At 67.5% G+C, this 26185-nt stretch carries 24 protein-coding genes and 1 tRNA gene; 16 read left to right on the forward strand and 9 right to left on the reverse strand.

Annotated elements, in window-relative coordinates; translation table 11 throughout:
* Positions 1–36: 36 nt before the first annotated feature.
* The 4 genes from AC1DBE_RS06685 to AC1DBE_RS06700 all read right to left on the reverse strand — a co-directional run bounded on the left by AC1DBE_RS06685 (position 37) and on the right by AC1DBE_RS06700 (position 3200).
* Positions 37–762: a hypothetical protein gene (locus AC1DBE_RS06685; RefSeq protein ID WP_476970005.1), complete on the reverse strand. Its 726-nt coding sequence runs from the start codon at positions 760–762 to the stop codon at positions 37–39.
* A 67-nt stretch (positions 763–829) separates the two neighbouring features.
* Positions 830–1600: a hypothetical protein gene (locus tag AC1DBE_RS06690; RefSeq protein ID WP_476970006.1), complete on the reverse strand. Its 771-nt coding sequence runs from the start codon at positions 1598–1600 to the stop codon at positions 830–832.
* Positions 1597–2331, reverse strand: coding sequence for a hypothetical protein (locus AC1DBE_RS06695; protein ID WP_476970007.1), 735 nt, complete (start codon positions 2329–2331; stop codon positions 1597–1599). The genes AC1DBE_RS06690 and AC1DBE_RS06695 overlap by 4 nt, the downstream gene beginning before the upstream one ends.
* A gap of 98 nt (positions 2332–2429) precedes the next feature.
* Entirely contained in the window at positions 2430–3200 is a 771-nt protein-coding gene (locus AC1DBE_RS06700) for a hypothetical protein (protein WP_476970008.1), read from the reverse strand.
* 261 nt (positions 3201–3461) lie between these two features.
* On the opposite strand from AC1DBE_RS06700, the gene AC1DBE_RS06705 reads away from it, so the two are divergent.
* Positions 3462–5132: an ABC-F family ATP-binding cassette domain-containing protein gene (locus AC1DBE_RS06705; RefSeq protein WP_476970009.1), complete on the forward strand. Its 1671-nt coding sequence runs from the start codon at positions 3462–3464 to the stop codon at positions 5130–5132.
* On the forward strand, positions 5129–7042 hold the full coding sequence (locus AC1DBE_RS06710; protein ID WP_476970010.1) for an ABC transporter ATP-binding protein: 1914 nt from the start codon (positions 5129–5131) through the stop codon (positions 7040–7042). Before AC1DBE_RS06705 ends, AC1DBE_RS06710 begins: the two co-directional genes overlap by 4 nt.
* On the opposite strand, the gene AC1DBE_RS06715 is transcribed toward AC1DBE_RS06710, so the two are convergent.
* From AC1DBE_RS06715 to AC1DBE_RS06725, 3 genes are all read right to left on the reverse strand, one after another.
* Positions 7039–7485: an NUDIX hydrolase gene (locus tag AC1DBE_RS06715; RefSeq protein WP_476970011.1), complete on the reverse strand. Its 447-nt coding sequence runs from the start codon at positions 7483–7485 to the stop codon at positions 7039–7041. The two genes, AC1DBE_RS06710 and AC1DBE_RS06715, sit on opposite strands and share 4 nt — an antisense overlap.
* Entirely contained in the window at positions 7482–7997 is a 516-nt protein-coding gene (locus AC1DBE_RS06720) for a DUF6314 family protein (RefSeq protein WP_476880192.1), read from the reverse strand. The genes AC1DBE_RS06715 and AC1DBE_RS06720 overlap by 4 nt, the downstream gene beginning before the upstream one ends.
* Position 7998: 1 nt before the next feature.
* A tRNA-Arg gene (locus AC1DBE_RS06725) sits at positions 7999–8071 on the reverse strand.
* Between the two features lie 86 nt (positions 8072–8157).
* On the opposite strand from AC1DBE_RS06725, the gene AC1DBE_RS06730 reads away from it, so the two are divergent.
* From AC1DBE_RS06730 to AC1DBE_RS06755, 6 genes are all read left to right on the forward strand, one after another.
* Positions 8158–8979: a DUF998 domain-containing protein gene (locus tag AC1DBE_RS06730; RefSeq protein WP_476970012.1), complete on the forward strand. Its 822-nt coding sequence runs from the start codon at positions 8158–8160 to the stop codon at positions 8977–8979.
* A gap of 30 nt (positions 8980–9009) precedes the next feature.
* Positions 9010–9876: a hypothetical protein gene (locus tag AC1DBE_RS06735; protein ID WP_476970013.1), complete on the forward strand. Its 867-nt coding sequence runs from the start codon at positions 9010–9012 to the stop codon at positions 9874–9876.
* 2 nt (positions 9877–9878) lie between these two features.
* The gene (locus tag AC1DBE_RS06740) at positions 9879–11381 is read left to right on the forward strand and encodes a PGAP1-like alpha/beta domain-containing protein (protein ID WP_476970014.1); all 1503 of its coding nucleotides are present in this window, start codon (positions 9879–9881) and stop codon (positions 11379–11381) included.
* A 39-nt stretch (positions 11382–11420) separates the two neighbouring features.
* On the forward strand, positions 11421–11834 hold the full coding sequence (locus tag AC1DBE_RS06745) for a hypothetical protein (protein WP_476970015.1): 414 nt from the start codon (positions 11421–11423) through the stop codon (positions 11832–11834).
* A 252-nt stretch (positions 11835–12086) separates the two neighbouring features.
* On the forward strand, positions 12087–12530 hold the full coding sequence (locus AC1DBE_RS06750; RefSeq protein WP_476970016.1) for a DUF7793 family protein: 444 nt from the start codon (positions 12087–12089) through the stop codon (positions 12528–12530).
* A complete protein-coding gene (locus AC1DBE_RS06755) occupies positions 12520–14055 on the forward strand; it encodes a putative bifunctional diguanylate cyclase/phosphodiesterase (protein ID WP_476970017.1) in 1536 nt (511 codons plus the stop codon). Before AC1DBE_RS06750 ends, AC1DBE_RS06755 begins: the two co-directional genes overlap by 11 nt.
* Positions 14056–14182: 127 nt before the next feature.
* On the opposite strand, the gene AC1DBE_RS06760 is transcribed toward AC1DBE_RS06755, so the two are convergent.
* Positions 14183–14332 (reverse strand): hypothetical protein, encoded by a 150-nt coding sequence (locus AC1DBE_RS06760; RefSeq protein WP_476879587.1) that lies wholly within the window; start codon positions 14330–14332, stop codon positions 14183–14185.
* A 199-nt stretch (positions 14333–14531) separates the two neighbouring features.
* On the opposite strand from AC1DBE_RS06760, the gene AC1DBE_RS06765 reads away from it, so the two are divergent.
* Positions 14532–15605, forward strand: a complete 1074-nt coding sequence (locus tag AC1DBE_RS06765) for a hypothetical protein (protein ID WP_476970018.1) — start codon at positions 14532–14534, stop codon at positions 15603–15605.
* Positions 15606–16027: 422 nt separating this feature from the next.
* Here AC1DBE_RS06765 and AC1DBE_RS06770 read toward each other — a convergent pair whose 3' ends face one another.
* On the reverse strand, positions 16028–16681 hold the full coding sequence (locus AC1DBE_RS06770; RefSeq protein ID WP_476970019.1) for a hypothetical protein: 654 nt from the start codon (positions 16679–16681) through the stop codon (positions 16028–16030).
* 108 nt (positions 16682–16789) lie between these two features.
* Between AC1DBE_RS06770 and AC1DBE_RS06775 the strand changes: the two genes are divergently transcribed.
* From AC1DBE_RS06775 to AC1DBE_RS06805, 7 genes are all read left to right on the forward strand, one after another.
* On the forward strand, positions 16790–17662 hold the full coding sequence (locus AC1DBE_RS06775) for an inositol monophosphatase family protein (protein ID WP_476970020.1): 873 nt from the start codon (positions 16790–16792) through the stop codon (positions 17660–17662).
* Between the two features lie 315 nt (positions 17663–17977).
* On the forward strand, positions 17978–20512 hold the full coding sequence (gene pcrA, locus AC1DBE_RS06780; protein ID WP_476970021.1) for a DNA helicase PcrA: 2535 nt from the start codon (positions 17978–17980) through the stop codon (positions 20510–20512).
* A gap of 77 nt (positions 20513–20589) precedes the next feature.
* On the forward strand, positions 20590–21297 hold the full coding sequence (locus AC1DBE_RS06785) for a hypothetical protein (RefSeq protein ID WP_476970022.1): 708 nt from the start codon (positions 20590–20592) through the stop codon (positions 21295–21297).
* A gap of 225 nt (positions 21298–21522) precedes the next feature.
* The gene (gene sucC, locus AC1DBE_RS06790) at positions 21523–22692 is read left to right on the forward strand and encodes an ADP-forming succinate--CoA ligase subunit beta (protein WP_476879593.1); all 1170 of its coding nucleotides are present in this window, start codon (positions 21523–21525) and stop codon (positions 22690–22692) included.
* 12 nt (positions 22693–22704) lie between these two features.
* Positions 22705–23607: a succinate--CoA ligase subunit alpha gene (gene sucD / locus AC1DBE_RS06795; RefSeq protein ID WP_146335623.1), complete on the forward strand. Its 903-nt coding sequence runs from the start codon at positions 22705–22707 to the stop codon at positions 23605–23607.
* 197 nt (positions 23608–23804) lie between these two features.
* Positions 23805–24533, forward strand: a complete 729-nt coding sequence (locus AC1DBE_RS06800; RefSeq protein WP_476970023.1) for a FadR/GntR family transcriptional regulator — start codon at positions 23805–23807, stop codon at positions 24531–24533.
* 299 nt (positions 24534–24832) lie between these two features.
* Positions 24833–26182, forward strand: coding sequence for an MFS transporter (locus AC1DBE_RS06805; protein WP_476903603.1), 1350 nt, complete (start codon positions 24833–24835; stop codon positions 26180–26182).
* Positions 26183–26185 lie beyond the last annotated feature (3 nt).

Below are 26185 nucleotides of genomic sequence, written 5' to 3' on the forward strand. Positions count from 1 at the left end.
TCTCTCACGCTCTAATGATTTTGTGAACGCCTCGGGCTACTTTTTACGGAACGTTGCGGGAGCGTTATGTGGCGGACGCGACACTTGCCCGGAAAACCAGAAGACCAGCAGGCCCAAAACGTACCCCAACACTGCCGCATAGTTGACCGTGAGCCGGACCGCATCCCAGGAGCCCGGGGCAAAGGACGCCGGGATGCTGGCAATGGCGGCGGCGGCTCCAACGAAGGTGAGGGCAGCCCCTGCCCGCACCAGCCGGGGCAGGGCCGACCTCACGGTTGCGAGCAGCGGGGGCAGGAGGACCAGGGAAACGAGCGCCGGGTAGCTGCGGCCGGCTGCGGCATAGATCGGGGCCAGGACGGCGTTCCGGCCGTTGTCCGTCAGGTTCTGCAGTCCCACCGAGGAGCCGCGCGTGTCCATCAGCAGGAACGTCACCGCCACCGCCAGGCAGGCCACCGCCAGCGTCCAGCGGCCCACAGGCCCGGTAATAAGCCGCCGCGCACGGGCGGCGCCCAGTCCCTTGGCGAGCCTCAGCCCCACCAGGAACACCATGCCGAAGACGATGAACCGCAGGATCAGGTTGGTCAGGTTCCGGCCGCCCAGCGCCCCGTCGATGGCGGTGTAGGGGCCGGGGACGCTCAGGAAGCTGCACAGGGTGGCGAGGAACATGATGCCGAACACGGTCCGGTTCCGCTTGTGCAGGGCATCGGGCAACCGCAACAACGTCACGACGCCGCATATCATCAGCGTGCCCCACTCAAGCATGTCCACCTCCTTCCAGCCTCGGCTGCCGCCGCGGGCCGCCGAACTCCTTCACCCCTCCATATCGAACTTACCGCCGTGCCGTCGCGGACCACTTCTGCGGGCTGGGGACCGGGCCCGCCGCGCTCCCGCGCCGCCGTCGTCGGGCCACCAGGCCGGCGATCCAAATGACTGCCAGCCCAAGGCTGAGGCACAGCACCGCCGTAAAGTTGAAGACCGCCTGGAGCCTGGCCGGGTCGGACGGAACGAACGCGTACACCGCGGCAACGATCAGGCCCGCAAATCCCAACGAGAGCAACACAGCCCCGGCCCGGACGGCCGCGGGGAACCGTCCGCGGGCCGCTCGAATTGTCGCCGGCAGCAGGCAGGCTGCCACGAACGCCGGGTAGACCCTTCCGGCCGTGGCATACAGATTGATCAGGATGGCGTTGGCGGCGCTCCGCAGGGGCAGGCCCGTCAGGCCCGTGGCCGATCCCTGGGTGTCCGCCAGCAGGAACGACACGGCGGTGGCCACGGCGATGGCGGCAAGGATTGCCAGTCCCGCAGGTCCCGCGACCCGGCGGGCAGCATCCGCATCGCCGAAGGCTTTGGCGGTGCGGTAGCCCGCCAGCGCCACCGCGCCGTAGACCAGGAAGCGCAGGAGGAGGTTGGCGTAGTTTGCGCTGCCCAGCCAGGAATCGATGGCAAGGTATGGCGCATCGATGCTGAGGAGGATGGCCAACGCTGAAAGGAAAAAGACCCCGAAGATGGAACGGTTGTGCCCTCGGAGGGCATCGGGGATGCGCGCCACTGCCACGGCTCCACAAAGGGCCAGCGCCGACCACTGCATTACCTGGATCATCCGAGGTTCTCCCAGATCTTTTCGGTCTGGGCCTGCTCCAGTTCCTGGCGGCGCAGTGCTTTGCCGAGCGTCTGGAGCCGTTCCCCGGCGAGAGCGACCAGTTCGCCGTCGGTGAGGGCATCCAGGGCGGATTGCCGGGCGTCGGCCGGCCAGCCGGCCTCGGCCTCGGTGATCAGCCCGGTCGCGACCAGGCCGCCGGTGAATCCCACGCCTGCGGCGCGCGAGGTGGCGACCGCCAGCTCCGGGGACAGCCGGTTGGCCGTGAGCTGGGCCGAATAGTTTTGGGGTGCGATGCCGGTAGCGGCGGAGACCCGGTGGCGGAGTTCGCCGTCGTCGATCGCGTCCACCCAGTTCCGTACCGAGGTGGCGTGCGGTGCGGGGCTCAGGGGGTGCCGGTCCCCGGCCTGCTGTCCCGACTCCGAGGCGGTGCGGGCGATAACAGCCCGCAGCAGATCCATCGTGGCGACCTGGCTGACCAGTTCCGGCCCGGTGGGCCGCTGGCCCAGCTGTTTCAGCTCCGCATAGTTCTCGAAGGTCGCTAGCGCCTCCGCGGGATTCATCCCCAGGGCGCGGCTGATGCTGACCACGGTGGTTTCGGCCACTTTCCCGCGCACCAATTGCTGCGCCAGGGTGGTGCGCTTGACCCCGGAGATTCTGGAGATCTCGGCGGTGCTGGTGGTCGGGGCAGCGCGATGGAGCCAGAGTTGGAACGCCTTGGCGGGGACTGGCATCTATGCCTTCCTGCGGGGTCGCTGAGATGTGGGCGTTGGAGGACGTAATGCCGGACAGGCTGCCGCCGGGGGAGGGCGGTGCTCCCACCTTCCCAACATCATAATTCTTCTGCCCCGATGTTTTCCTGATGGCGCACCCCGGGGCCGGCCGCCGTGTTCCGGGCAGCACGCCGCGCCCTCACCTTGCCCAGCCAGATCAGGGCGAGGCCGAGAACCAGCCCCAGGACCGCAGCGGAACTGAGGTAGTACTGGATGAAGGCCAGGGGCCGGGGCAGCAGGTCACCGGGGACCAGCAGGATCATGGCCGCGGCTCCGGCCGTCAGCACGGCCGCGCCGCCGCGGACCAGCCGGGGGAGCCGGGATCGCAGGATCACCACCGTGGCCGGCACAATGCACCCGGCCACAAAAGCAGGGTAGAGCCGCCCGGCCGCGGTGTAGAGCCCGATCAGCTCCTGGTTGCGCGGGCTTTGGTCGGCAAGGGTGGCCAGCCCCGGCGATGTCCCGGCCGTGTTGGCAAGTAAGAACGGAACCACGGTGGCGAGGGCAACGGCCGCCAACACCGTTAGGCCCACCGGGCCGAGGAGCAGCCGGACACTGCCCTGATGGCCGAAGCCCCGCGCGATCTTGTAACCGGCCAGCAGGACCGTCCCGTAGATCACGAAGCGCAGCAGCAGGTTGGCGTAGTTGGTCGAACCGAGCCACTCATCAATGACCGTGTAGGTGGCGCCGATGCTCAGCAGCATGGCGAAGCCGCAAAGCACGAAGATGCCGAACAGTGAGCGGTTCTCACCGCGAAGGGCTGCCGGGGCCCGGAGCAGTGCCGCGAGGACGCACGCCAGCAAGGTGGTCCACTGGATAGCAGCAATCATTCGTGGGCTTCCTTGGCTGATCATGGGCCAAGCCCGCCGGTTTTTTGACCAGCGGGGAGTCTGTGGCCCAGCTCGATTTTACCGGCGCCGCCGATTCAACTATGCTAGATGCTCGAACCCGCTGGTCCGTACACCCCCCAAGTCCGGACCAGCGGGTTCTTCTATGCCCGGTGGCACGGGTGCTGGTTTTACCCCCCGGATTTCGCTCTGGGCAGGTGCCTTCTGGCCGCCCGCGGCGGCCCCCGGTGAGAGAATGGATCAATGACTGCAACCCTTGTTGCCAAGGACCTTTCCGGTGGTCACGACCACCGCACCCTCTTCTCGAAACTCTCCCTTACAGTTGCGCCCGGCGACGTCGTCGGCGTCGTGGGTGCCAACGGCGCCGGCAAGTCCACCCTGCTGCGCCTGCTGGCCGGCGTCGATCAGCCCCAGGACGGTGCGGTGAGCCTCGCCCCGGCGGACGCCTTTGTTGGCTGGCTCCCGCAGGAACACGAACGGATCGACGGCGAAACCGTTGGCGGCTACATCGCCCGGCGGACCGGGTGCGGCCAGGCCACCGCGGAGATGGAATCCACGGCCGAGGCCCTGGGCACCGGTGCGCCCGGTTCCGAGGACGCCTACTCGGTGGCGTTCGACCGCTGGATGGCGTCCGGTGCCGCGGACCTTGAAGAGCGGATTCCCCCGGTGCTGGCGGACCTGGGCCTCGAGGTGGGACCCGACGCCGCGATGACCGGCCTCTCCGGCGGCCAGGCCGCCCGGGTGGCGCTCGCAGCCCTGTTGCTGAGCCGCTTCGACATTGTGCTGCTCGACGAACCCACCAACGACCTTGACCTCAACGGGCTGGCCAAGCTGGAAGCCTTCGTCCAGGGACTGCGCGGGGGTGTGGTGCTGGTCTCGCACGACCGGGAGTTCCTGGCCCGCTGCGTGACCTCCATCGTGGAACTGGACCTCGCCCAGAACGCCGTCGCCGTATACGACGGCGGCTACGAGGCGTACCTGGAGGAGCGTGCCGTCGCCCGCCGGCACGCCCGCGAACGCTACGACGAGTTCGCCGCCACCAAGGCCGACCTCGTCTCCCGCGCCCGGACCCAGCGCGAATGGAGCTCCCAGGGCGTCCGCAACGCCATGAAGAAGAGCCCGGACAACGACAAGATCCGCCGCGCCGCGAATACCGAGTCCTCGGAGAAGCAGGGCCAGAAGGTCCGGCAGATGGAATCCCGCATTGCGCGGCTCGAGGAAGTCGAGGAACCGCGCAAGGAATGGCAGCTGCAGTTCAGCATCGGCGCTGCACCGCGCTCCAGCGCCGTTGTGGCCACCCTGCGCGACGCCATCTTGCACCAAGGCGACTTCACCCTCGGACCGGTGAACCTCCAGCTCAACGCCGGCGAACGGATCGGGATCACCGGACCGAACGGCGCGGGCAAGTCCACCCTGCTGCGGCTCCTGCTCGGTGTGCAGCAGCCCGACGCCGGGAACGCTTCGATGGGAGCGTCCGTGGCGGTCGGGGAGATCGACCAGGCCCGCGGCCTGCTGGCGGGCCACCTGAAACTCGCCGACGCCGTCGAGGCCGTACTGACCGAGCTGTCCCCGGCGGAGGTGCGGACCCTGCTGGCCAAATTCGGACTCAAGGCGGACCACACCTCGCGGACCGTCGACTCGCTCTCACCCGGCGAGCGCACGCGGGCCGCCCTGGCGCTGCTGCAGGCCCGCGGAGTGAACCTGCTGGTCCTCGACGAGCCGACCAACCACCTGGACCTCCCGGCGATCGAACAGCTTGAGGAGGCCCTGGACAGCTACGACGGGGCCCTGCTCCTGGTCACCCACGACCGCCGGCTGCTGGAAAACGTGCGCCTGGACGTCCGCTGGAACGTGGTGGACGGCGTCGTTACCGAACTGCAGGGCGCGAGCGCCCCGAAAGGCACCAACACATGAGTATGGACCGGGTGGCCTGGAGCTCCCTCTACAACATCACCCGCGCCTCTGACGGCTCCAAGCCGTTTTCCAAGGCCCTCGTCAAGCGCGTCTTCGGCTTCGCAAAGCCGCACCGCAGCCGGCTGATCGCCTTTGTGCTCCTCTCGATCGTGATGGCCGTCCTGGCCGTCGCGACGCCGGTGCTCGCCGGCCAGGTGGTGGACGCGATCATCGCGAAGGCTGCGGCGGGCACGGTGATCTGGCTCGCCATCCTGATTGCGATCGTGGCCGTGGCCGAGGCCGGGCTGGGGCTCGTGACGCGCTGGCTGTCCTCCACGATCGGCGAGGGCGTCATTCTGGACCTGCGCACCAAAGTCTTCGACCACGTGCAGAAGATGCCCATCGCCTTCTTCACCCGCACCCGTACCGGGGCCCTGGTCAGCCGGTTGAACAACGACGTGATCGGGGCGCAGTCCGCGTTCGCCGGGACGCTTTCCGGCGTGGTCAGTAACGTGGTGGCCTTGGCCCTGACCCTGGTGGTCATGCTGAACAAGTCTTGGCTGGTGACCGTGCTGGCCATGATTCTGCTGCCGATCTTCCTTATTCCGGCCCGCCGGATGGGCTCCCGGCTGGCTGAACTGCGCCGCGAGGCCGCCGAGCACAACGCCACCATGGGCACCCAGATGACGGAGCGGTTCTCCGCCCCGGGCGCCACCCTGGTCAAGCTGTTCGGCCGGCCGGACGAGGAGTCCCGCGAGTTCGCCCTTCGGGCCGGACGGGTGCGGGACATCGGCGTCCGGACCGCCATGCTGCAGTTCACCTTCGTCACAGCCCTAACCCTGGTCTCGGCCCTTGCCTTGGCGTTGGTGTACGGCCTGGGCGGCTGGCTGGCCCTGGGCGGGCAGCTGGCCGCGGGCGACGTCGTCGTGCTGGCGCTGCTACTGACCCGCCTCTACGCCCCGCTGACGGCGCTCTCCAGCGCCCGCGTGGAGATTATGAGTGCCCTGGTCAGCTTTGAACGCGTCTTTGAAATCCTCGACCTCAAGCCGCTGATCCAGCAGAAGCCGGACGCCGTGGAGTCCCCGCGCGGACCGCTGTCCGTGGAGTTCGACAACGTCCGGTTCGCCTACCCCTCGGCCGACAAGGTCTCGCTGGCCTCCCTCGAGGATGTCTCCACGCTGGACACCCGTGGCGGCGAAGAGGTGCTGCACGGCATCAGTTTCCGGGTGGAGCCCGGCCAGACGGTGGCGCTCGTAGGGTCCTCCGGGGCCGGGAAGTCCACCATCGCCCAGCTGCTCTCGCGGCTGTACGACGTCGATTCCGGCGCGGTCCGCTTCGGCGGAATGGGCGACGGAGCCGGGGTGGACGTCCGGGACCTGACCTTCGATTCGATGCGGCAGACCCTGGGCATGGTGACCCAGGACGGCCACCTCTTCCACGAAAGCATCGCCTCGAACCTGCGGCTGGCCCGGCCGGAGGCGAGCGAGGAGCTGATGTGGGATGTACTGCGCCAGGCGCGGCTCGAGGACATGATCCGGTCGCTGCCGGACGGCCTGGACACTATCGTGGGGGAGCGCGGCTACCGCCTCTCCGGCGGTGAGCGCCAGCGGCTGACCATCGCGCGCCTGCTCATTGCGCAGCCCCGGGTCGTCATCCTGGACGAGGCCACGGCCGCGCTGGACTCCACCAACGAGGCCGCGGTGCAGGCCGCGCTCGGCGCGGCGCTGGAAGGCCGCACCGCCGTCGTGATCGCGCACCGGCTCTCGACCGTCCGCGCCGCCGACGCGATCCTGGTGGTCGAGGACGGCGTCATTGTCGAGCGCGGAACACACACCGAGCTGCTCGCCGCCGAGGGCCGCTACGCGGAGCTGTACCGGACCCAGTTCGCCGAGGCCACCGCGGTGGCCGCGGAAGCGCTGCCGGAGCTCTAGCCGCGGTTGCTTGCAGGCCGGCGGGCCGGCTCCGCCGCGAGGGCCGGCAGCACGTGGTCGGTCAGCAGCGGTGCGAGGTCATCGGGCAGGACGCCGTCGAGCTCCAGCCAGCGGATCTCCGCAATCTCGGCTGAGGGCCGGGCCGTCCAGCCGCCTGCGGGGTTCATCAACGTCGGCGCGGTGAACACCGTGGCCTCGATCTGCGTGGCGGCCTCGTTGGCGGCCTCGGCCAGCCAGCTCCCGAAGGGTTCGAGGTCCTCCGCGGCAACGACGATGCCCACTTCCTCCTCGAGTTCCCGGGCGGCCGCCTGTGCCGCGGATTCGCCGGCTTCGGGTTTGCCGCCCGGGTGCATGAACTTGTCGGTGCCGCGTTTGCGGACGGTGAGGAGGCGCCCGGCGTCGTCAAAGACGCAGACGGCCGATACGACAATGCGGGGGTTCATTGTTGGCTCCCAAGCCTGGTTGTTGCCGAGGGTGCGCCGGCCGCGGGCTTGCCGGCGGCCGGCACCCGGCGCAGCACGGTCTCCAGCACAAGGTCTTTGGCCGGCCCAGTGACTTCCCACCGGTAGCTGAACCCGTCGGTCCCGGTCCTGGTGTACCGGACCCGGTAGGTGTCCGGATCGCACCAATGCCGGTCCTGGTTATCCGCTCCGCCGAAACCCATGCGGTGGAAGGGCCGGCCGTCGGGGAAGAACATGTCCATCGTCTCCGGGGTGGCCGAGGGCCGGAGCAGGTACTCTCGGCTGGCGGGTCCGGTAAAGGGGTGGGCGCCTGCCGGGTTCCACTGCACGGTGCCTTCTTCGCGGAAGCGCAGGCCGCCGTCGTCGGTTGCTGTGAAGCGGACGACGCCGGTAAAGGTTCCGTGGCTGTCTGTGGCCCGGTCCACCATGGTGCGTTCCGCAGTCCAGCCGCCGAGCAGGTAGGCGCGCAGGTCGAACGGCAACTGGGAGTTCAAGTGCCCTCGATTGGAATCGAACCAACGACACCGGCTTTAGGAGAGCCGTGCTCTATCCACTGAGCTACGAGGGCGGGCGTGCGGGGTGGGTGGCTGTTCGCCGGCCCGTCCGGACACGGTTACCAGCATACAAGGTGAGGGCCCGTACTACGCTCTTGGCATGTCAGTCTCCGCCCGCAACGGGTCTCCCGAGCTTCTTTACCTACCGGACGCGGCCGTCACGCGGTTCTATGTTGGTGCGCTCGCCAAGCTCAGCGTGCTGCAGTACTTCGTCGCCGAGGCGGCGGTGATCGGGGCGTGGGCCGGGCGGTCGCCGTACAGCCGCCGCACGGGTTACATCAGCGACCTCGGCGCGCTGGGCTGTGGCGGATTCGACGGCCGCGACGTTTGTTCGCCGGCGCACCTGCTGATGAATGCCTCGTTCGTGGTGCAGGGGATCGGCATGATGGTCGGGGCGCTGCTGCTCAGCTCCGCCGTGATTGGGAGCGCCGCGGTGCTCCGGGGTGTCGCCCGGGTGCAGGGCCGGCAGGCGGTGGCCGGTGGGCGGCCGACGTCGTATGCGGCCTTTGCTGCCCGGGCGCTGAGCCTCACCGCGGGGGCCGGCACGGTCATCGTGGGGCTGGTGCCGGAAGACGCCGGTTCCGGCTGGCACCAGGCGGGTGCGCTGATGTATTTCGCCGCCGGCGGCCTGGCGCTGCTCCTGGTCGGCTGGATGTGGCGGAGGCAGACGCCGCTGGGCTGGTTCATCCTTGCCTGCGGAGCCGTTTCGCTGGCCGCGCTGGTGGCCGGCGGGGTGACGGGCATGCACGTGCCGGAGCCCGGGACCCTGGAACGGCTGATGGGTTACCCCATCACGATCGGCATGGCGGCACTGGGGCTGGTTGTTGCGCAGCGTGTCCGGCAGGACGTCGTGACAAGGAGGCGGCAGCGGGCACAGGGGAGAGCTCCCCATACCGCGGATCCCGCCCCGCCCGTAGGCTGAACCAAGGAATCTGAGCTATTGGGGGGAATTGTGGTGCAACGTACCGGAGACCCGGCGCTGAACATCTTCGAGATCAGCGGCCTGGCGTGGGCGGCCGCCGTCGACCGGGCCATGCAGGTGCTGGCTGCAGAACCGGAGGTGGATTTCGACGCCTACCAGCAGTCGCCGGGCGCCGTCGCAATGCGCCTCCTGGATCCTGCGGACACGAGCCGCCTCGACGCTGAACTCCGCGGGGCGGGCTTCGTCGGCCCGGACGGCGCCATCCGCGCTCAGTGGCTGCTGGCCGTCGCGATCTCCGCCACCGCCCCCATCCGCGTCAGCGCCGTGGCCCGGACCGCCGACGAGTCGGCGCACACAGACCTTGCACTGGCGGGCGGCCGCGGCATAGCCGTCTCCTACCGGCGGCGGGTCCGCACCACAGCCGCCGGGACGGATGTCCCCGGGGTACACGACGTCGTGGAGGTTGCCCTATTCGAGGAACAGCACGCCTGGGCCGCCGTGCGACGGATCCTTCCCGACCATGCCGAACTCCTGGCCGGCACCCCAAGCGCGGGCAGCACCCCAAGTCGGGAGGGCGGCCGCGACGTCGTCGGCGCCCGCGAGCTGCAGGACCCCGGCAACGCCGGGGTGGACCCGGACATCACCGCCGCCGTCCTGGCACCGCGCTGCACCGTGTACCTGGACGTGGTGGCAGCGCCGCCCGGGCAGGCGGCCGCCTACCTTGCCTCGGATGTCTGGTCCCTGGCGGACAACCTCTACTCAGTCCGTACCAGCGGCGACGGCGGCGGGTCCCTGGTGCTGGTGGACGCGGCCCCCGGGGATATCGCCCGGGAACTGTCCTGGCGGCTGCTTGGGGCCCGGGAGTTCCTTGCCGGTGCTGCGGGCAAGGTGGCCTGACCATGAGCATGTATGGGATGGATGTTGAGTCCGGGCGCCGGCTCAGCGAAGAACTGTCACGGGCCGGCGAGCGCCTGCTGGCGATGAGCGCCGAGCTGACCCCGGCCATCACTGGCGCGGTGTGGGAGGGCCGCGACGGTGCCCGGTTCCGGGAAGACTGGAAAGGGCACAGGCAACGGCTGATCGGTGCCGGCAACGCCCTGAAGGCCGCGTCGAACACGGTCAAGCGCGACGTCGAAGAGCAGGTCTACGCCAGCGAACACGGCGGCGGGGCCGCGGGGGTGGAAGCCGGGATTGCGCGCAGGCCCGGGGGAGAGTCCCTGTGGCAGCGGCTGGGGCTGGACCGGTTGGGCAGTGACCTTCCCGGGGAAGCGGGGGACCTCTGGAGCCAGACCGGCAAATTCATCAGCACGGTGGGTACCGCGACGGAATTCACCTGGAACTGGCTCCAGGACGGGGCGCCCATCCCGGTCCGGAACTTCATGGATGCACAGGCCAACCTGGTGGAGCAGGTCGGCCACACCGGCGATATGGGTTGGCGGTGGCTCACCACCGGGGAACCGCCGTCGCTCACCGAGGTGGTGTCCAACGGGGTGCTGCTCCGGGCCGGTGCCCTGTCGCTGGCTGCAACCGCCCTGAGCCTGGGCACGTACAACCCGCACCTGCTTGATGACGGACGCCCGGTTGCCGGTGACCCTGTCCCGGTACCGGTGGGTGACCCCGCCGAAGTGGACAAGGACGGGAGGCCCAATACCCCGGTGCCCGCAACCATAAGCGCCATCCTGGCCACCACCAACGCCGCCTATGCCGACGAGGGCAAGCCGGGGACCCCGGACGCCGCGGTGCGCATCACGTCGGTCCACAAACCCGGAGAGCCGGATGCGTACGTCATCAGCATCCCGGGAACCACACGCTGGTATCCGGACGGTGCCGCGAACGCCACGGACCTCACCGGAAACCTGCAGCTCGCCGGCGGCAACATGTCCACGGCGGCCGAGGCGGTCCGCCTAGCCATGGAGAAGGCGGGTATCCCGGCCGGCTCGCCCGTTATGCTGTCCGGGCACTCGCAGGGCGGCATGATTGCCGCGACCCTGGCCTCGGACCCTTCCTTTACCAACCGGTTCAACGTGACCAACCTTGTCACGTTCGGGTCGCCCATCGATTCGACCCCGATCCCGTCCCGGATTGATGTCCTTGCGCTGCAGCACCAAGGAGACCCGGTCCCCAAGCTCGACCTTGGAGACTTCACGCTGGGACCGGACGGGTCGGTCTCCGCAAGCCAGGACAACAGCGTGGTCAAGGTGACGCTGCCCAACCCTGCTGTTGATCCCGGGGCTGCCGGGATCGGTTATCACGACGGCGGCGAGTACGTGAAGTCCACGGGCAACCTCGAGGACCACGGCCCGATTGCCGACTACGCTCAAAAGGAGTCAACCCAGAAGTTCCTGACCTCGGACCCCGGTCAGGCCAGTTCTACCGTCTCGAGTATTTCGCGCAAGCAGTAACGCGGACCGGCCGGTGCCGGCCCATAGTGGAAGTCGACCATGAAAAACCAAATCCGGATTCTCGCAGGAGCGCTAACCGTGGGCCTACTCGCAGCATTTCTGTCAGCATGCGGACTCGGTGGGCCCTCGAAAGCCGACCAGCTGGAGTCCGCCCTCCAGAAAGCCGGGATGTCCGTCCCGGGTGTGACCGCCGTCCAGGCGGACGCCAACGTCAACACGTCGGGCAAGTTCATCACCGTGAAGCTCGTGGGCGCCAGCGCTGATAAGGCGACGCTCACCCGGACGCTGGACCAGGCAATGCCGGCCCTGCTGGACAGCATCAAAGATGTGGAGGGCGGCACGTTCGGAGCAAGTATCTTCTCGCCCGACGACGCCGTCCACGCCGGCCCCGGCGACCTGGGGTACAGCGGCTCTAGCTCGTTATCGAGCGTTCGCGAATACTTCGCCCGGTAAGCGGCCGCGGCTCCGTGTCGCCCGGGTGTCTTATGTCTCATATTGTCTGCGGCTTGCATTATCATGGGGGCATTCGCCGGAACGCTCCGGCGCTTCGCGCAGGGTACGCGTTGCCTGCACGCTGGATTGCCGGCTTTGTGATCTATGGGGGCAGATGTCTAGTCAGCTAGTTGCGCCGTCTCTGGCAGCGACTGCCTTCGGCGACCCCCAGCGCACCCCCTTCCGCGCCTCAAGCCGACGGAACCACCTCTCATGACGGTCGAAGCCCCGGCGGCACCGGACCGCCAAGTCCACGTGGATATGCCTGCGACGTCCGTGGACTCCTCTCCCGCCGGACCGATCATCTCCGTGCGTGAACTCCCCGGCGGCGTCATTGAAATCGCGCTGCCGCCGAACCGGCGGATCGAGGGCCCCGAAGCTGAAGTGGCCGGTGCCACCGTGCGTGCGCTCGCCGCCGGCCAGCGCGTTCCCGTCCTGCTGGTGATCTCCGGCGTCGGTAGCGTCAGCGCGGAAGCCCGCGAAGTGTACGCGGGGTCCATCGCCCCGTCCGCCTTCGCTCTCGTGGGGGAGAGCCCCGTGGACCGCGTGATCGCCCACTACCTGCTGCGGTCACGAACCGAAACAATCCCGGCCGAGTTCTTCCTTTCGCGGTCAGAAGCCCTCGAGTGGTTAAGGCCGTATACGAGTGAAAAGTGATGTACCAGACCCCCGGCTCCACACGTTGGTGGAAGGCATTGTCCGGATCGCGAGCGGCGACCTAAGCACCAGGATCCCGCATTCGGGCGCGCGCGACGACGTCGCCGCCGTCATTGCGGGCATCAACCTGATGGCCGATGACCTGCAGACCATTTACCAGGAGCTGGAGGAACGGGTCGAAAGCCGCACCGCCATGCTGCGCGAGGCCCAGGTGGAGCTCGAACGGATGGCGCTCACCGATCCGCTCACCCAGCTGGCGAACCGGACCGCACTGAATTCCGTGCTCAGCCACGCGCTCGCCGAAACGCTGCGCGGCGAGATGCCGCCGGCGCTGCTGATCCTCGACCTCGACTCGTTCAAGGGAATTAACKACACCCTCGGCCACAGTGCGGGGGACGACGTTCTGCGCGTCATCGCCCGCCGGCTGCAGGAGGCCGTCAGGGTCACGGATACCGTGGCCCGGCTAGGCGGCGACGAATTTGCCGTGATGCTGCCCAAGTCGAACCTTGTCCGTGCCCGGCGGGTCGCGAACCGGATCCTGAAGGCGCTCAGCGAAAGCCTGGACATCGGCGACCTCCGTATCACTTGTGGCACCAGTATTGGTGTGCGCGTGGCCGAACCGGGGCAGTCGGCCGACGAGCTCGTGATGGAAGCCGACACGGCCATGTACGCGGCCAAGGCCCAGCCGCACAGCGCTATCAAGGTCTTCGAACCGGCCCTCCTGTACGCCCGCCGGCTGCAGAGCCTTATGGTGACGGAAATGCGGGAGGCGATCCTGCATGACCAGCTCACCCTGCACTTCCAGCCGGTCGTCGAGCTCCCCACGGGCCGGATTGAGGGCGTTGAGGCCCTGGTCCGCTGGAACCACCCCGAGCGCGGGCTGCTGATGCCGGACCAGTTCATCCCCCTTGCCGAGGAGACCGGGATGATCGTGGAGCTGGGCCACTGGGTGCTGCGCAACGCGGTACGGCAGCTCCGCGACTGGCAGGACCGGCTGCCGCTGGACAGCGAATTCTCCGTGCGGGTCAACATCTCCACCACGGAACTGCAGAACCTGGAACTCATCGAGCACGTCCGGGACATCCTCAGCGAAACCGGCGTCGACGCCGCAAACCTCATCATCGAGCTGACCGAATCCATGGCGGTGACCGGCGGCGACGTCGACAAGTACTCCCTGAGCGGGCTCCGCCAGCTGGGTGTCCAGCTCGAAATCGACGACTTTGGCACCGGATACTCCTCCATCAGCTACCTGCGCCGGCTGCCCGTGAATGTGGTCAAGATCGACAAGAGCCTGATTGACGGGCTGGGATCTGACGAGGAGCAGGGCGGCTTCGTTGAGGCTGTCCTGCATTTGATCCACGCCTGTGGCCTCAAGGCAGTGGCGGAGGGGATCGAGACCGCCGAACAGGCCGAGGAACTGGTGCGGCTGGGTTGCGGCAGCGGCCAGGGCTACTACTTCGGCCGCCCGGCGCCCGCCGAGGCCATCGAAGCGCTCGTCATCGAAGGCCGGACAGTTTCGCAGTAGCCGCTCATCTGCGGCGTGGCTAACGACGGCGGCTTGCCCGCCGACATAGCCGACACCGCCGTCGCCACGACAAAGGGCGGGAGCCGGAAGTAATTCCGATTCCCGCCCTTTGCGGTTGGTGACTCCGTTAGTTCTTGGGGGTGGAGTTCGGCCAGTAGTCCACTGCCACGACAGTCTGACCGGAATTGCCGCCCGTAGCCGAGACAGCAGCCGAGGCCGAGAGGCCTGCTGCTGCGAGGGCGCCGGCGACGAGGAGTGTTGCGAGGGTCTTCTTCATGTAATGCTCCTGTTGCGTGAGAGGCTGATGTGACTCGTGTGATGCAGGATTAGTATAGGGTCAATCGACACACCGTCAGATAACGATTCATCACATCTGCCGGGGTCGGTGTTATTTTCCGGCTTCGCAACGACATTCCGGTCGTAGAACCTTGCGCGGCGAGTACCTAATCGGCGGCAAAGGCCCCGATAATTGGTTCATGCACTCAGTTTCACCGCTTTACGCAGCTGCGGAGCTTCAAGCACACGAGTTCCGTAGCCACCATGCCTTCGCCGAAGCGGCCGGCAGCGCTGAGCGGGCTGCCGAAATAGCACTGCGGGACGGAAACTTTGGGTCGTGGTGGAACATGACCTTTCTCCGCGCCGAAAACCTCTTGGACGCACAAAGCTTTGATGAGTGCGCGACCCTGGCAACGTCCCTCATTGAGGATGCAGGAGACCCACCGAACCCCCACGATCAAGCTCGTGCCCACATTTTGCTGGCCAAGGCCCGTCAGGGCGCGGGCTCGCTTGAGCAGGCCGCGGACTCCGCACGTGCTGCCGCCGACCTCACGACGGGGGAGTCGGATGTCGAAATCAACATCAAGGCGAGGCAGGCACTCATCGCTGCACTGGCAGACGGCGGGAAGTTGTCAGAGGCTTGGAGCGAGAGCAAGGTTCTCGCGAATGTGATTTCCGAAGATGTTGATGATCAGCTTGCTGGTAAAGCCTTCTGGGTTATCGGGAACGTTGCCTTCCTGTGCGACAGGATCCAGGAGGGTTTGCACTATCACGAGCTAGCGGCAACGACTTTCTCGCCTACAAAAAACCTCGACGTTTGGGCCAAATTCAACAAGGCCTCTGCCGCCATGCGCCTTGCGGCGAACGTTGCCGACTCTGACACGTTGCGCTGTATTGAGCGCGCAGAGTTGGCCACCGATATTATTGGTGGAAGTGAAAATGATCTGCTGCTGCTCAAGCGCAATCGCGCCCACTGGAGTTTTCTTGCCGGGGATGCAGAGTCTGCTGTGGCGCTCCTGGAAGAAATCCGTGCTACTTCAAGGAGCCTTACGCCCCAACTTTTCGCTGACGCGTGCTTTCTCCTAGGACGCTCGTATCTCGCATTAGGTGACGAAATGGCCGCCCGGGACTCTTTGGTCGAGGCTGCCGCGCATTTTGAAAGCGCCGGAGCCCCACACCGCGCCAAGCAGGCCCGGGACTTCCTGAGGGACGAATTGGGCCGCGACTCGTTCTGGAGATGGCTGCTGCGGGTCACGGGTTTCGGGCGCGGCTGACCCCACTCGCTAGATTCCACCACGGATGGGCAGATCCATTGCGGCCACCGCCTTCTGGACATGTCCATTGCTGGTGCTGAGTAATGGACATATATGGAATATGCCCTCTGGTCTTAGCTAAGGATGGGCATGTCCATCGGGATGGGCGAGACTCTGCCGGGCCGACCGGGGTCCCTCCGGATATGTCCTCTGGTCTTAGCCAAGGATGGGCATGTCCATCGGGACGGCCGAGACGCCGCGGAACCGACCTCGCCCACGTCTGGGTATGTCCAATGCGGGTGCTGAGCAATGGACATACATGGGATATGCACTCCGGTCCTAGCTAGGGGTGGCCATGTCCATCGGTCCTAGTTAAGGATGGGCATGTCCATCGGGACGGGACCCAGACGCTGCGGACCCGACCCGGTCGACTCCGCGTCCCGTTAGACCGGCGCCGACCCCGGACCCCCGGTACGTGCCGGGCGCTTCCGGCGTCCCAGGTACACGGCCACGCCGCCCGCGGCCAGGCTCAGGACAAGCAGGATCCAGCCGGCCACCGTGAGGCCCGACGCGAGGGCCACCTGGCCGCCGTCGACCGGACCGGCGGACATTATGGCGTCGATGGCGGTATTGCCCAGCAGCCGGACCACGGCGAACAGCAGCGGAAGCGCCCACAGCGCCCAGCGCAGCGGTTTGCGGGCCACGTTGGTGCCGATGAGCAGCAGCCACGTGAACCCGAAGATCAGCGGGAACAGTGTTCCGGCGGTCTTGTGCACGTAGTTGAGCTGCCCGCGCGCGTCACCGTCCATCGCGGACCGCAGCTGCTCCGCGAAGCGCTGGTCGAAGCCGCCGAACTGGGAATCGGGCATCGGCAGCCCGCCGCTGAGCTGGGTGAGCTGGTTCAGGGTCAGCAGGTGGAGGTACCAGAACAGGAACAGGCTCGCGACGACGCCGGCGATCAGGATCAGGTTGCCGTTGCTCTGGGCCTTTTGCGGGCTCCGGGTGGTGCTGGGATTGATCACCGCCGGGAGGTGGTGCTGGGGAACGGCCGCGTTGGCGCCGTGCTTCTTGATCCGCTGCGCGGGTGTCTTGGCCATGGCTCCATTATCGACCATCCCCGGAACCGGGCGGCCCGTCGGCCCGGCATCCCCGGGCCCGGCGGGTCCGCCTGTTCAGGATCTCCGGGCGCCCGATAGGCTGAACGCGTGAGCGAATCAGGCAGCAGCGACCATGTCAGGCACCGGCTCGGCCGGCACAGCACGGCGGAACTCAACCCCGAGCTGGACGACTACCAGCTCGCCGAAGCCCTGGTACGGGAGGCCGGCAACCTGGCGCTCCTGATGCGGCAGGCGGGGCTGGAGGGCCAGCGGAAGACGTCCGTTTCCGACGTCGTAACGGCCGCTGACCACGCCGCCGAGGCCTATGTCCTCGACCAGCTGCAGCGATGCCGGCCCGACGACGGCATCCTCGGTGAGGAAGGCGCCTCGGTACAGGGCAGCAGCGGCCGGACCTGGGTGATCGACCCCGTGGACGGCACCTACAATTTCCTGCACGGCTCCAGCTACTGGTGCTCCGCCATCGCCCTCAAGGACCCGTCCGGCCCCCTGCTCGGGGCCATTTTCCAGCCGGAAGCGGACAAACTGTGGCTCGGCGGCACCACCCACGCCGCCACCCTCAACGGCGAACCGCTGACGAGTTTCCGGTCCCGCGAGGCCGGTGGACGGGGACGTGCCGAGTCCCCGCTGGCCGAGCTGGGCGCCGCCACGTATATCCATCCGACCTGGCTGGCCGACCCGATGTGCGCCATGCCCTGGCACGCGGCGGCGACCTCGGCGGCGTCACTGCGTATGTTCGGTTCGGGCTCGTGCGACCTCGGCCGGGTAGCCGACGGGGAGCTGGACTGCTGGTTCCAGCACAGCTCCCCGGAGTGGGACTGGCTGCCGGGCAAGGCCATTGTGGTCGCCGCGGGCGGGACCACCGACGTCGTCCGCGTCAACGGCCTCGAATGGTTTGTGGCCGGCGGCACGACGGCGGTCCGGCAGCTCCGGGCGGCCCTGGAGTCGGGCTCAGTCACCTAACGTCCCCGACGGTGTGGCCGCCGGCGGGGCATGCCCATTCTTGGCCAGTACGGATGGGCATACTCTTCCTGCAGCCCGGGACCGATGGACATGCTCGTCCCTGCCGCTGAGGGATGGGCATGCTCGTCCTCATCACCGGCGGATGGACATGCCCGTCCCAGCAGTCTCTGGCGGATGGACATGCCCATTGTTCAGCCCTAAGCGTGGACAAATTCACAATATGTCCAACGGTCCGCACCAGGGATGGGCATGTCCGGCGGGGCGGGGTGCGGGCGGATCGCGGCGTCAGTGCCACCGCCTAGACTTGTTAACACCATGGATATGTTGTTTGACCCCTACGCCGACGGACCCCTCCGAGCTGCCTCGAACGCGGCGGCACCTGCCAAGGCGTCCGCGAATCCTGGTGCAGGCACGGGCCTGCCGGACCTGCGGCCGGCACCCGGCTACGGCACCCAGGCCAGCCCCGGCCACAACCCCGCCCACGGCGAGGACTGGGACCGCCCTAAGCTCCCCAACGCTGACGAGCTGCTGCAGGGACTCAACCCGCAGCAGGAAGAAGCCGTCAAGCACGCGGGCGGCGCCCTGCTGATCGTTGCGGGTGCTGGCTCCGGCAAGACCCGGGTGCTCAGCAACCGCATCGCCTACCTGATCGCCACCCGGCGCGCGCACCACGGCGAGATCCTGGCCATCACGTTCACCAACAAGGCCGCTGCCGAGATGCGCGAGCGGATCGAGCTGCTGGTCGGGGCCCGGGCCAAGACCATGTGGATCTCCACGTTCCACTCCTCCTGCGTCCGGATCCTGCGGCGCGAGGCGGCCAACGTCGGCCTCAACTCCAACTTCTCCATCTACGACTCCGCCGATTCGCTCCGCCTGATCACGCTGGTGGCCAAGAACCTGGACCTGGACCCGAAGCGCTTCGCGCCCAAGGCAATTCAGCACAAGATCTCGGCCCTCAAAAATGAGCTCATCGACGCGGACAGCTACGCCTCCAGCGCCAACTACAACGACCCGTTCGAACAGGCCGTCGCCGAGGTCTTCAAGGGTTACACCCAGCGCCTGCGCCAGGCCAACGCCATGGACTTCGATGACCTGATCGCCGAGACCGTCTACATGTTCCGGGCCTTCCCCGCGCTGGCCGATTCCTACCGGCGGCGCTTCCGGCATGTGCTGGTGGACGAATACCAGGACACCAACCACGCCCAGTACGCCCTGGTCCGCGAGATCGTCGGCGAGGGCCCCGGTGCCGCGGAACTCACCGTCGTGGGCGATTCGGACCAGTCCATCTACGCCTTCCGCGGCGCGGACATCCGCAACATCGTCGAGTTCGAAAAGGACTACCCGGACGCCCGGACCATCAAGCTCGAACAGAACTACCGTTCCACCCAGACCATCCTCAGCGCCGCCAACTCGGTGATTTCCCGGAACCCCAACCGGCCGGAAAAGCGGCTTTGGACGGCGGAGGGCGACGGCGAGAAGATCGTCGGCTACGTCGGGGAGAACGAGCACGACGAGGCGCAGTTCATCGCGAAGGAAATCGACCGGCTCCAGGACGAAGGCAACCTCCGCCCGGGCGACGTCGCGATCTTCTACCGCACCAACGCCCAGTCCCGGTCCATCGAGGACGTCCTGGTGCGCGTCGGCCTGCCCTACAAGGTGGTCGGCGGCACCCGCTTCTACGAGCGCAAGGAAATCAAGGACGCCCTGGCGTACCTGCGCGTGCTGGTCAACCCGGACGACGACGTAAATCTGCGCCGTATCCTCAACGAACCCAAGCGCGGCATCGGCGACCGCGCCGAGGGAGCCATCGCCTCGCTCGCGCAGCGCGACCGGACCTCCTTTATGGCCGCCGCCCGCCGCGCCGACGAGGCGCCCGGTATGGCCACCCGCTCCGTAAACGCCGTCCTGGGCTTCGTCAAGCTCCTCGACGACCTCGCCGAAGTGGCCGCCGGCTCCGGTGCCGCCGCCGCTTTGGAGGCTGTCCTGGAACAAACCGGCTACCTCGCCACGCTGCGTTCGAGCACCGACCCGCAGGACGAATCCCGGGTGGAAAACCTGGCCGAACTGGTCGCCGTCGTCCGCGAATACGAGCGTGACAACCCCGAAGGCTCCCTTGGGGCCTTCCTGGAGCAGGTCTCCCTGGTGGCCGACGCGGACCAGATCCCGGACGCCCCCGGCGCCGACATCGACGCCGCGGTGGCCGAAGCCAAGCGCCTGGGCGTCGTTACGCTGATGACCCTGCACACCGCCAAGGGGCTCGAATTCCCGGTGGTGTTCCTGACCGGCATGGAGCATGGGCTGTTCCCGCACCAGCGCTCGGCCACGGACCCCAAGGAACTGGCGGAGGAGCGCCGCCTGGCGTACGTCGGCCTGACCCGTGCGCGCAGACGCCTGTACCTGACCCGGTCCGAGGTCCGCAGCATGTGGGGGCAAAGCCAGTACAACCCCGCCAGCCAGTTCATCGAGGAAATCCCGGCCGAACTGGTGGAGTGGAAACGCGAGGGATCCACCCGCCAGGCCAGCAGCTGGGGGAGCGGGGGAGGCTCGATCGGCTCCAGCCGCTACGGCGGGTCCTTCTGGGGCGCCGGCACCGCGCGCGGCACCGGGGCGGACGCCTCCGCAGGGTTCAACGCCGACGTCCCCGCCGCGATCGCGAAGAACCGGGTACAGCCGCAGAAGGAGATCGTCGCCGTCAGTGTGGGCGACAAGGTCAATCACACCAGCTTCGGCAACGGCACGGTACTGGCCGTTGAAGGCGCAGGGGATAAGACCGTCGCGAAGGTGAAGTTCGACGTCGGCGAGAAGCGGCTCCTGCTGCGCTACGCGCCGCTCACCAAGCTCGACGCCTGACCGGCGGCGGGCACCGACGACGCCGGCCCGCCACCCGCCGTCGTCCCTGCACCGCCCGGCGACCGGTGCCGGGCATAATGGAGCCCATGCGACGGACATTCCTGGGGCTTCTGGCCGCCTTGCTGCTGCTGGCGGCCACCGCGTGCACCGTCACACAACGGGACCCCAACTACGTGCCGCCCGCGCCGCTGCCCGCGCTGGAGCAGCTCAAGCAGGCCCCGCTGACGGACCCCGCAACTTTGGGTGCCGGCCAGGACTCGCTGAGCTTCGTCACCGCCGACCACAACGTGGTCTGCTCACTCACTTCAGCCCGGGGCGAGCACATCAACCTGCCGTACGAACAAAACGGGTTCAGCGGAAACGGGACCGCCAAGTTCGCCACCGTGCCGGCCGCGCACTGTGAACTGGCGGTCTACCCGAAGCCGAAGCCCAAGGACATCCGCGACAACTGCGGCGGGACCAACCTCGGCTACCTGGGCGGCACCGCCCTGCTGACACCGGACAAAGCCGTCTACGGCGAATGCCGGTCCGGCGTCACCCAACAGGAGTCCGAGTACGGTCCCAAGGGCACGCCCAACGGGCCGATCTCCCAGCTGCCGGTGCTCGCGGACGGGAAGAACGTCGAACGCAACGGCCTGCGCTGCTCCGCGTACAACGGCGGCGTCGCCTGCGGAAACGTCTCCGCCGGGGTCGCATTCTTCGTTTCACGCGACCGTTACGAGCTCATCTCGAGCACCCCGAAAACGGCCTCCCCGGCCCCGTCGGACGCCCCAAAAACCCCGTAATCTAGCGGTTTTTCTACGCTCAATAGAATAGTGTCGTTACTCACATAACGGGTACTCTGGGTCGGGCTGGTCCGTTCAAAGGACTAGAGTTCGACAGAGGAGCATTGCGCCGTGTGGCTCGTTTCCAAGCTTGTCGCAGGGTGCGTTTATTCCGCAGCCCGGTAACCGCGAGTACGCGGGGTCCGGCTGTACAGAAACTACTTCGACGTAGAAGGACACTAAACCGTGGACCTGTTTGAATATCAGGCGCGCGATATGTTCGAGGCGCACGGTGTACCCGTGCTTGCCGGCATCGTGGCGCACACCCCTGAAGAAGCAAAGGCAGCTGCCGAGAAGATCGGCGGCGTAACTGTCGTCAAGGCACAGGTTAAGGTCGGTGGCCGAGGCAAGGCTGGCGGCGTTAAGGTCGCCAAGACCGCCGACGAGGCGCATGAATACGCCACCAACATCCTCGGCATGGACATCAAGGGCCACACCGTCAACAAGGTGATGATCGCCCAGGGTGCCGACATCGCCGAGGAATACTACTTCTCCGTCCTTCTGGACCGGGCCAACCGCAACTACCTGGCCATGTGCTCGGTCGAGGGCGGCATGGAAATCGAGCAGCTCGCCGTCGAGCGTCCCGAAGCCCTGGCCAAGGTCTCCATTGACCCCGCCGTCGGCATCGACCAGGCCAAGGCCGACGAAATCGTCGCCGCCGCCGGGTTCGCCGAGGAACTGCGCGGCAAGGTCGCCGCCGTCATCCTCAAGCTGTGGGACGTCTTCAAGAAGGAAGACGCCACCCTCGTGGAGGTCAACCCGCTGGTCAAGACCGGCGCCGGTGACATCGTTGCCCTCGACGGCAAGGTCTCCCTCGACGAGAACGCTGACTTCCGCCACGCCAAGCACGCCGCCCTTGAGGACAAGGACGCCGCTGACCCGCTCGAGGCCAAGGCCAAGGCGCAGGACCTCAACTACGTCAAGCTCGACGGCGAAGTTGGCATCATCGGTAACGGTGCAGGCCTGGTTATGTCCACCCTGGACGTCGTCGCCTACGCCGGCGAGAACCACGGCAACGTCAAGCCCGCCAACTTCCTGGACATCGGCGGTGGAGCGTCCGCCGAGGTTATGGCGGCAGGCCTCGACGTCATCCTGGGCGACCCGCAGGTCAAGTCCGTCTTCGTCAACGTCTTCGGCGGCATCACCGCCTGTGACGCTGTCGCCAAGGGCATCGTCGGCGCGCTGGCCGAGCTGGGCCACTCCGCGAACAAGCCGCTGGTGGTTCGCCTCGACGGCAACAACGTCGAGGAAGGCCGCCGCATCCTGGCCGAGGCCAACCACCCGCTGGTTACCCTGGCCGCCACCATGGACGAGGGCGCCGACAAGGCCGCCGAGCTCGCCAACGCAGCTAAGTAAAGGGACGCGACAATGTCTATTTATCTGAACAAGGACTCCAAGGTCATCGTCCAGGGCATCACCGGCGGCGAAGGCACCAAGCACACCGCCCTGATGCTTAAGGCCGGTACCAACATCGTCGGCGGCGTCAACGCCCGCAAGGCCGGCACCACGGTCCTGCACGGCGATAACGAAATCACCGTCTTCGGCACCGTCAAGGAAGCCATGGCAGAGACCGGCGCCGACGTCTCCATCGTCTTCGTGCCGCCGGCCTTCACCAAGGACGCCGTCGTCGAGGCCATCGAGGCCGGCATCGGACTGGTCGTCGTCATCACCGAGGGTGTGCCGGTGCAGGATTCCGCCGAGTTCTGGGCCCTGGCCCAGTCCAAGGTGGACGCCAACGGCAAGCAGGTCACCCGCATCATCGGACCGAACTGCCCCGGCATCATCACCCCGGGTGAGGCCCTCGTCGGCATCACCCCGGCCAACATCACGGGCAAGGGCCCCATCGGCCTGGTCTCCAAGTCGGGCACCCTGACCTACCAGATGATGTACGAGCTCCGCGACCTCGGCTTCTCCACCGCCATCGGCATCGGCGGCGACCCGGTCATCGGCACCACCCACATCGATGCCCTTGAGGCCTTCGAAGCGGACCCCGAGACCAAGGCGATCGTGATGATCGGCGAAATCGGCGGCGACGCCGAGGAACGTGCCGCTGATTACATCAAGGCCCACGTCACCAAGCCGGTCGTCGGCTACGTGGCTGGCTTCACCGCCCCGGAAGGCAAGACCATGGGCCACGCCGGCGCCATCGTCTCCGGCTCCGCAGGCACCGCCCAGGCCAAGAAGGAAGCCCTCGAGGCTGCCGGCGTCAAGGTCGGCAAGACGCCGTCCGAGACCGCCAAGCTGCTGCGCGAAGTTTTCGCAGCCCTCTAGGCACCAGCACCACCACTCCGCACCAGCGCGGGGTCACTGGCCGCCCGTTCCCTCCCGGGACGGGCGAGCCGTGACCCCGCGCTGCGTCGTTAACCGGCTGCGTCGCTAACCGGCGGCGGCACTGAGCGCCGCCGCCGGTCGAGTAGGGTTTAGGAAAGGCAAAAGGCGCGCCCCGGGTGCGCAGGCAGGGGATCACGATGGCGGAAACACGGCGGACGCTGGTGGATGTCGTGGTGGACAGGGTCCTCGAGTACATCCTCAGCGGCCAGATCAAGCCCGACGACGCCCTGCCGCCGGAAGCGGACATCGCCAAGGAATCCGGCGTCAGCCGCCTGACGGCCCGTGAAGCCATGAAAGTCCTCAAAGCCCAGGACGTGGTGTACGTCAAACGCGGCCTCGGCACGTTCGTCAACCCGCCCGAACGCTGGACCGGGCTGGACGCAATTATGCGGGCGGCCTCCCGGGGAGTGGCCTCCGACCAGGTGGCGCTGCGGCTCCTGGAGGTCCGGCGCATGGTGGAGACCGGCGCCGCGGAACTCGCGGCCGCGCGGCACAGCCAGGCCGACCTCGCCGCCATGACGGAGAGCGTTGAGCGGATGGAAGCCGCCCACCACTCCGGCGACGTCGACGCCCTGACCTTGGCGGACATCGCCTTCCACGACACCGTCCTGCGGGCGTCCGGCAACCCCTTCGTCCCGGCGCTGCTGGCCCAGCTGTCCACCCTGCTGTACGCCATGCGGCGGGAAACCTCGGCCTTCCCCGACGTCCAGCGGCACGCCATCCACCACCACAAGGTGGTCCTGGCGGCCATCGCCTCCGGCGAGCCGTCCGCGGCACGCTCCGCGATGGACGCCCACATCACCCAGACCTTCGAGGACTTCAAGCAGTACCTCGCGGTCTCCAGCCGCGGCGCCGCCGCCAGCTGACCCGCGCACGGGCCAGCCGCTTGCCCGAACCTGGCGCCGCGCCTGCGCCGCGGCGCCGCCGCCAGCTGACCCGCGCCCGCGGCCCCGGCGGGCCCCGCGTGCCGCCGTCCCGTCGAAGCTGCACCCGCCAAGCCGAATTACCTCGCGCCTGTTGACGCCGTGCGGCCGTGTGACTAGAATCTCAAACAGATATCAGACATCTGACATCCCAATCACTTCGGAATGCCGCAAGCCAAAGGAGTCTTTATGCGCGCGCACGTCCCTGCCCTGGGCACCCTGATCACCGGTGGAGGCCCGCGATGACCTCCCTGACCGCAACCCCGGCCCTCAGTGAACTGGGCCAGACCACCCTCCGCAAGGTCCGCCGGCGGCTGATGCCGCTGATCGTCCTGCTGTACTTCGTCGCCTACCTGGACCGCAACAACGTCGGCTTCGCCAAGCTCGGCATGCAGGGCGACATCGGGCTGACCGAGGCCGCCTACGGCCTGGGTGCCGGCATCTTCTTCATCGGCTACGCCCTCCTGGAAATCCCCAGCAACGGCGGTATGTACCGCTACGGCGCCCGCAAGTGGATCGCCCGCATCCTCATCAGCTGGGGCATCTTCGCCACAGCCATGTTCCTGGTCAACGGCGAGACCACCTTTTACATCATCCGCTTCCTCCTCGGCGCTGCGGAGGCCGGCTTCTTCCCGGCCATCCTCTTCTACCTCACCCTCTGGTTCCCAGCCGCGCAGCGCGTGACCGTCCTGGGTATCTTCATCCTGGCCCAGCCGATCTCCAACGCCCTCGGCGCGCCGGTGTCCGGAATGCTCCTGGGCCTCGAAGGTGTCGGCGGCCTGCACGGGTGGCAGTGGCTGTACATCATCGAAGGCATCCCGGCGATCGCGCTCGGCATCATCACGCCGTTCGTGATGACGGACCGCCCGGAGCACGCCAAGTGGCTCAAGCCCGAAGAGCGTGACTGGCTCACCACCACCATGAACAAAGAACTGGCCGACAAGCAGAAGGCCGGCAAGCACAACTTCCTGGCCGGCCTGAAGGACCCCCGCACGCTGGCCTACTCGGCCCTGTACTTCGGCCTGGTCTGCGGCATCTACGGCCTGGGCCTCTGGCTGCCGACCATCGTCAAGGCGCTCGGCAAGTTCGATACCGTCCAGGTCGGCTTCATCGTCTTCATCCCCTACGCCATCGCGGCCGTGTTCGTCTACTTCTGGAGCAAGCGCTCCGACCGGACCGGAAACCGGGTCTGGCACGCCAGTGTCAGCATGGTCCTCGCCGCCGTCGGCCTCCTCGGCGCCGGCTACCTGCTCCCGGTCAACGCCGTCCTCGCCATGGTCTTCCTGACCCTCGCGGCAATGGGCATCTACTCGGCAATCGCCCCGTTCCTGGCCATGCCGTCGGCCGCCCTCACCGGCGCCGCGGCCGCAGCCGGCCTCGCCATGGTGAACTCACTCGGCAACCTCGGCGGCTTCGTCGCCCCGTACATCGTCGGCATCCTCAAGGACTCCACCGGCAACAGCCAGAGCGGCCTGACCTTCCTGGCCGCCTGCCTCGCCATCACCGCCGTCGCCACCTACCTCTACGCCCGTAACCGGCCCGAAGGTGTCTCCGCTCCCGCGGCCACCGTCTCCGCCACCGACAGCCACTAGGAA

The sequence above is a fragment of the Arthrobacter sp. 10T416 genome, from assembly GCF_056394165.1.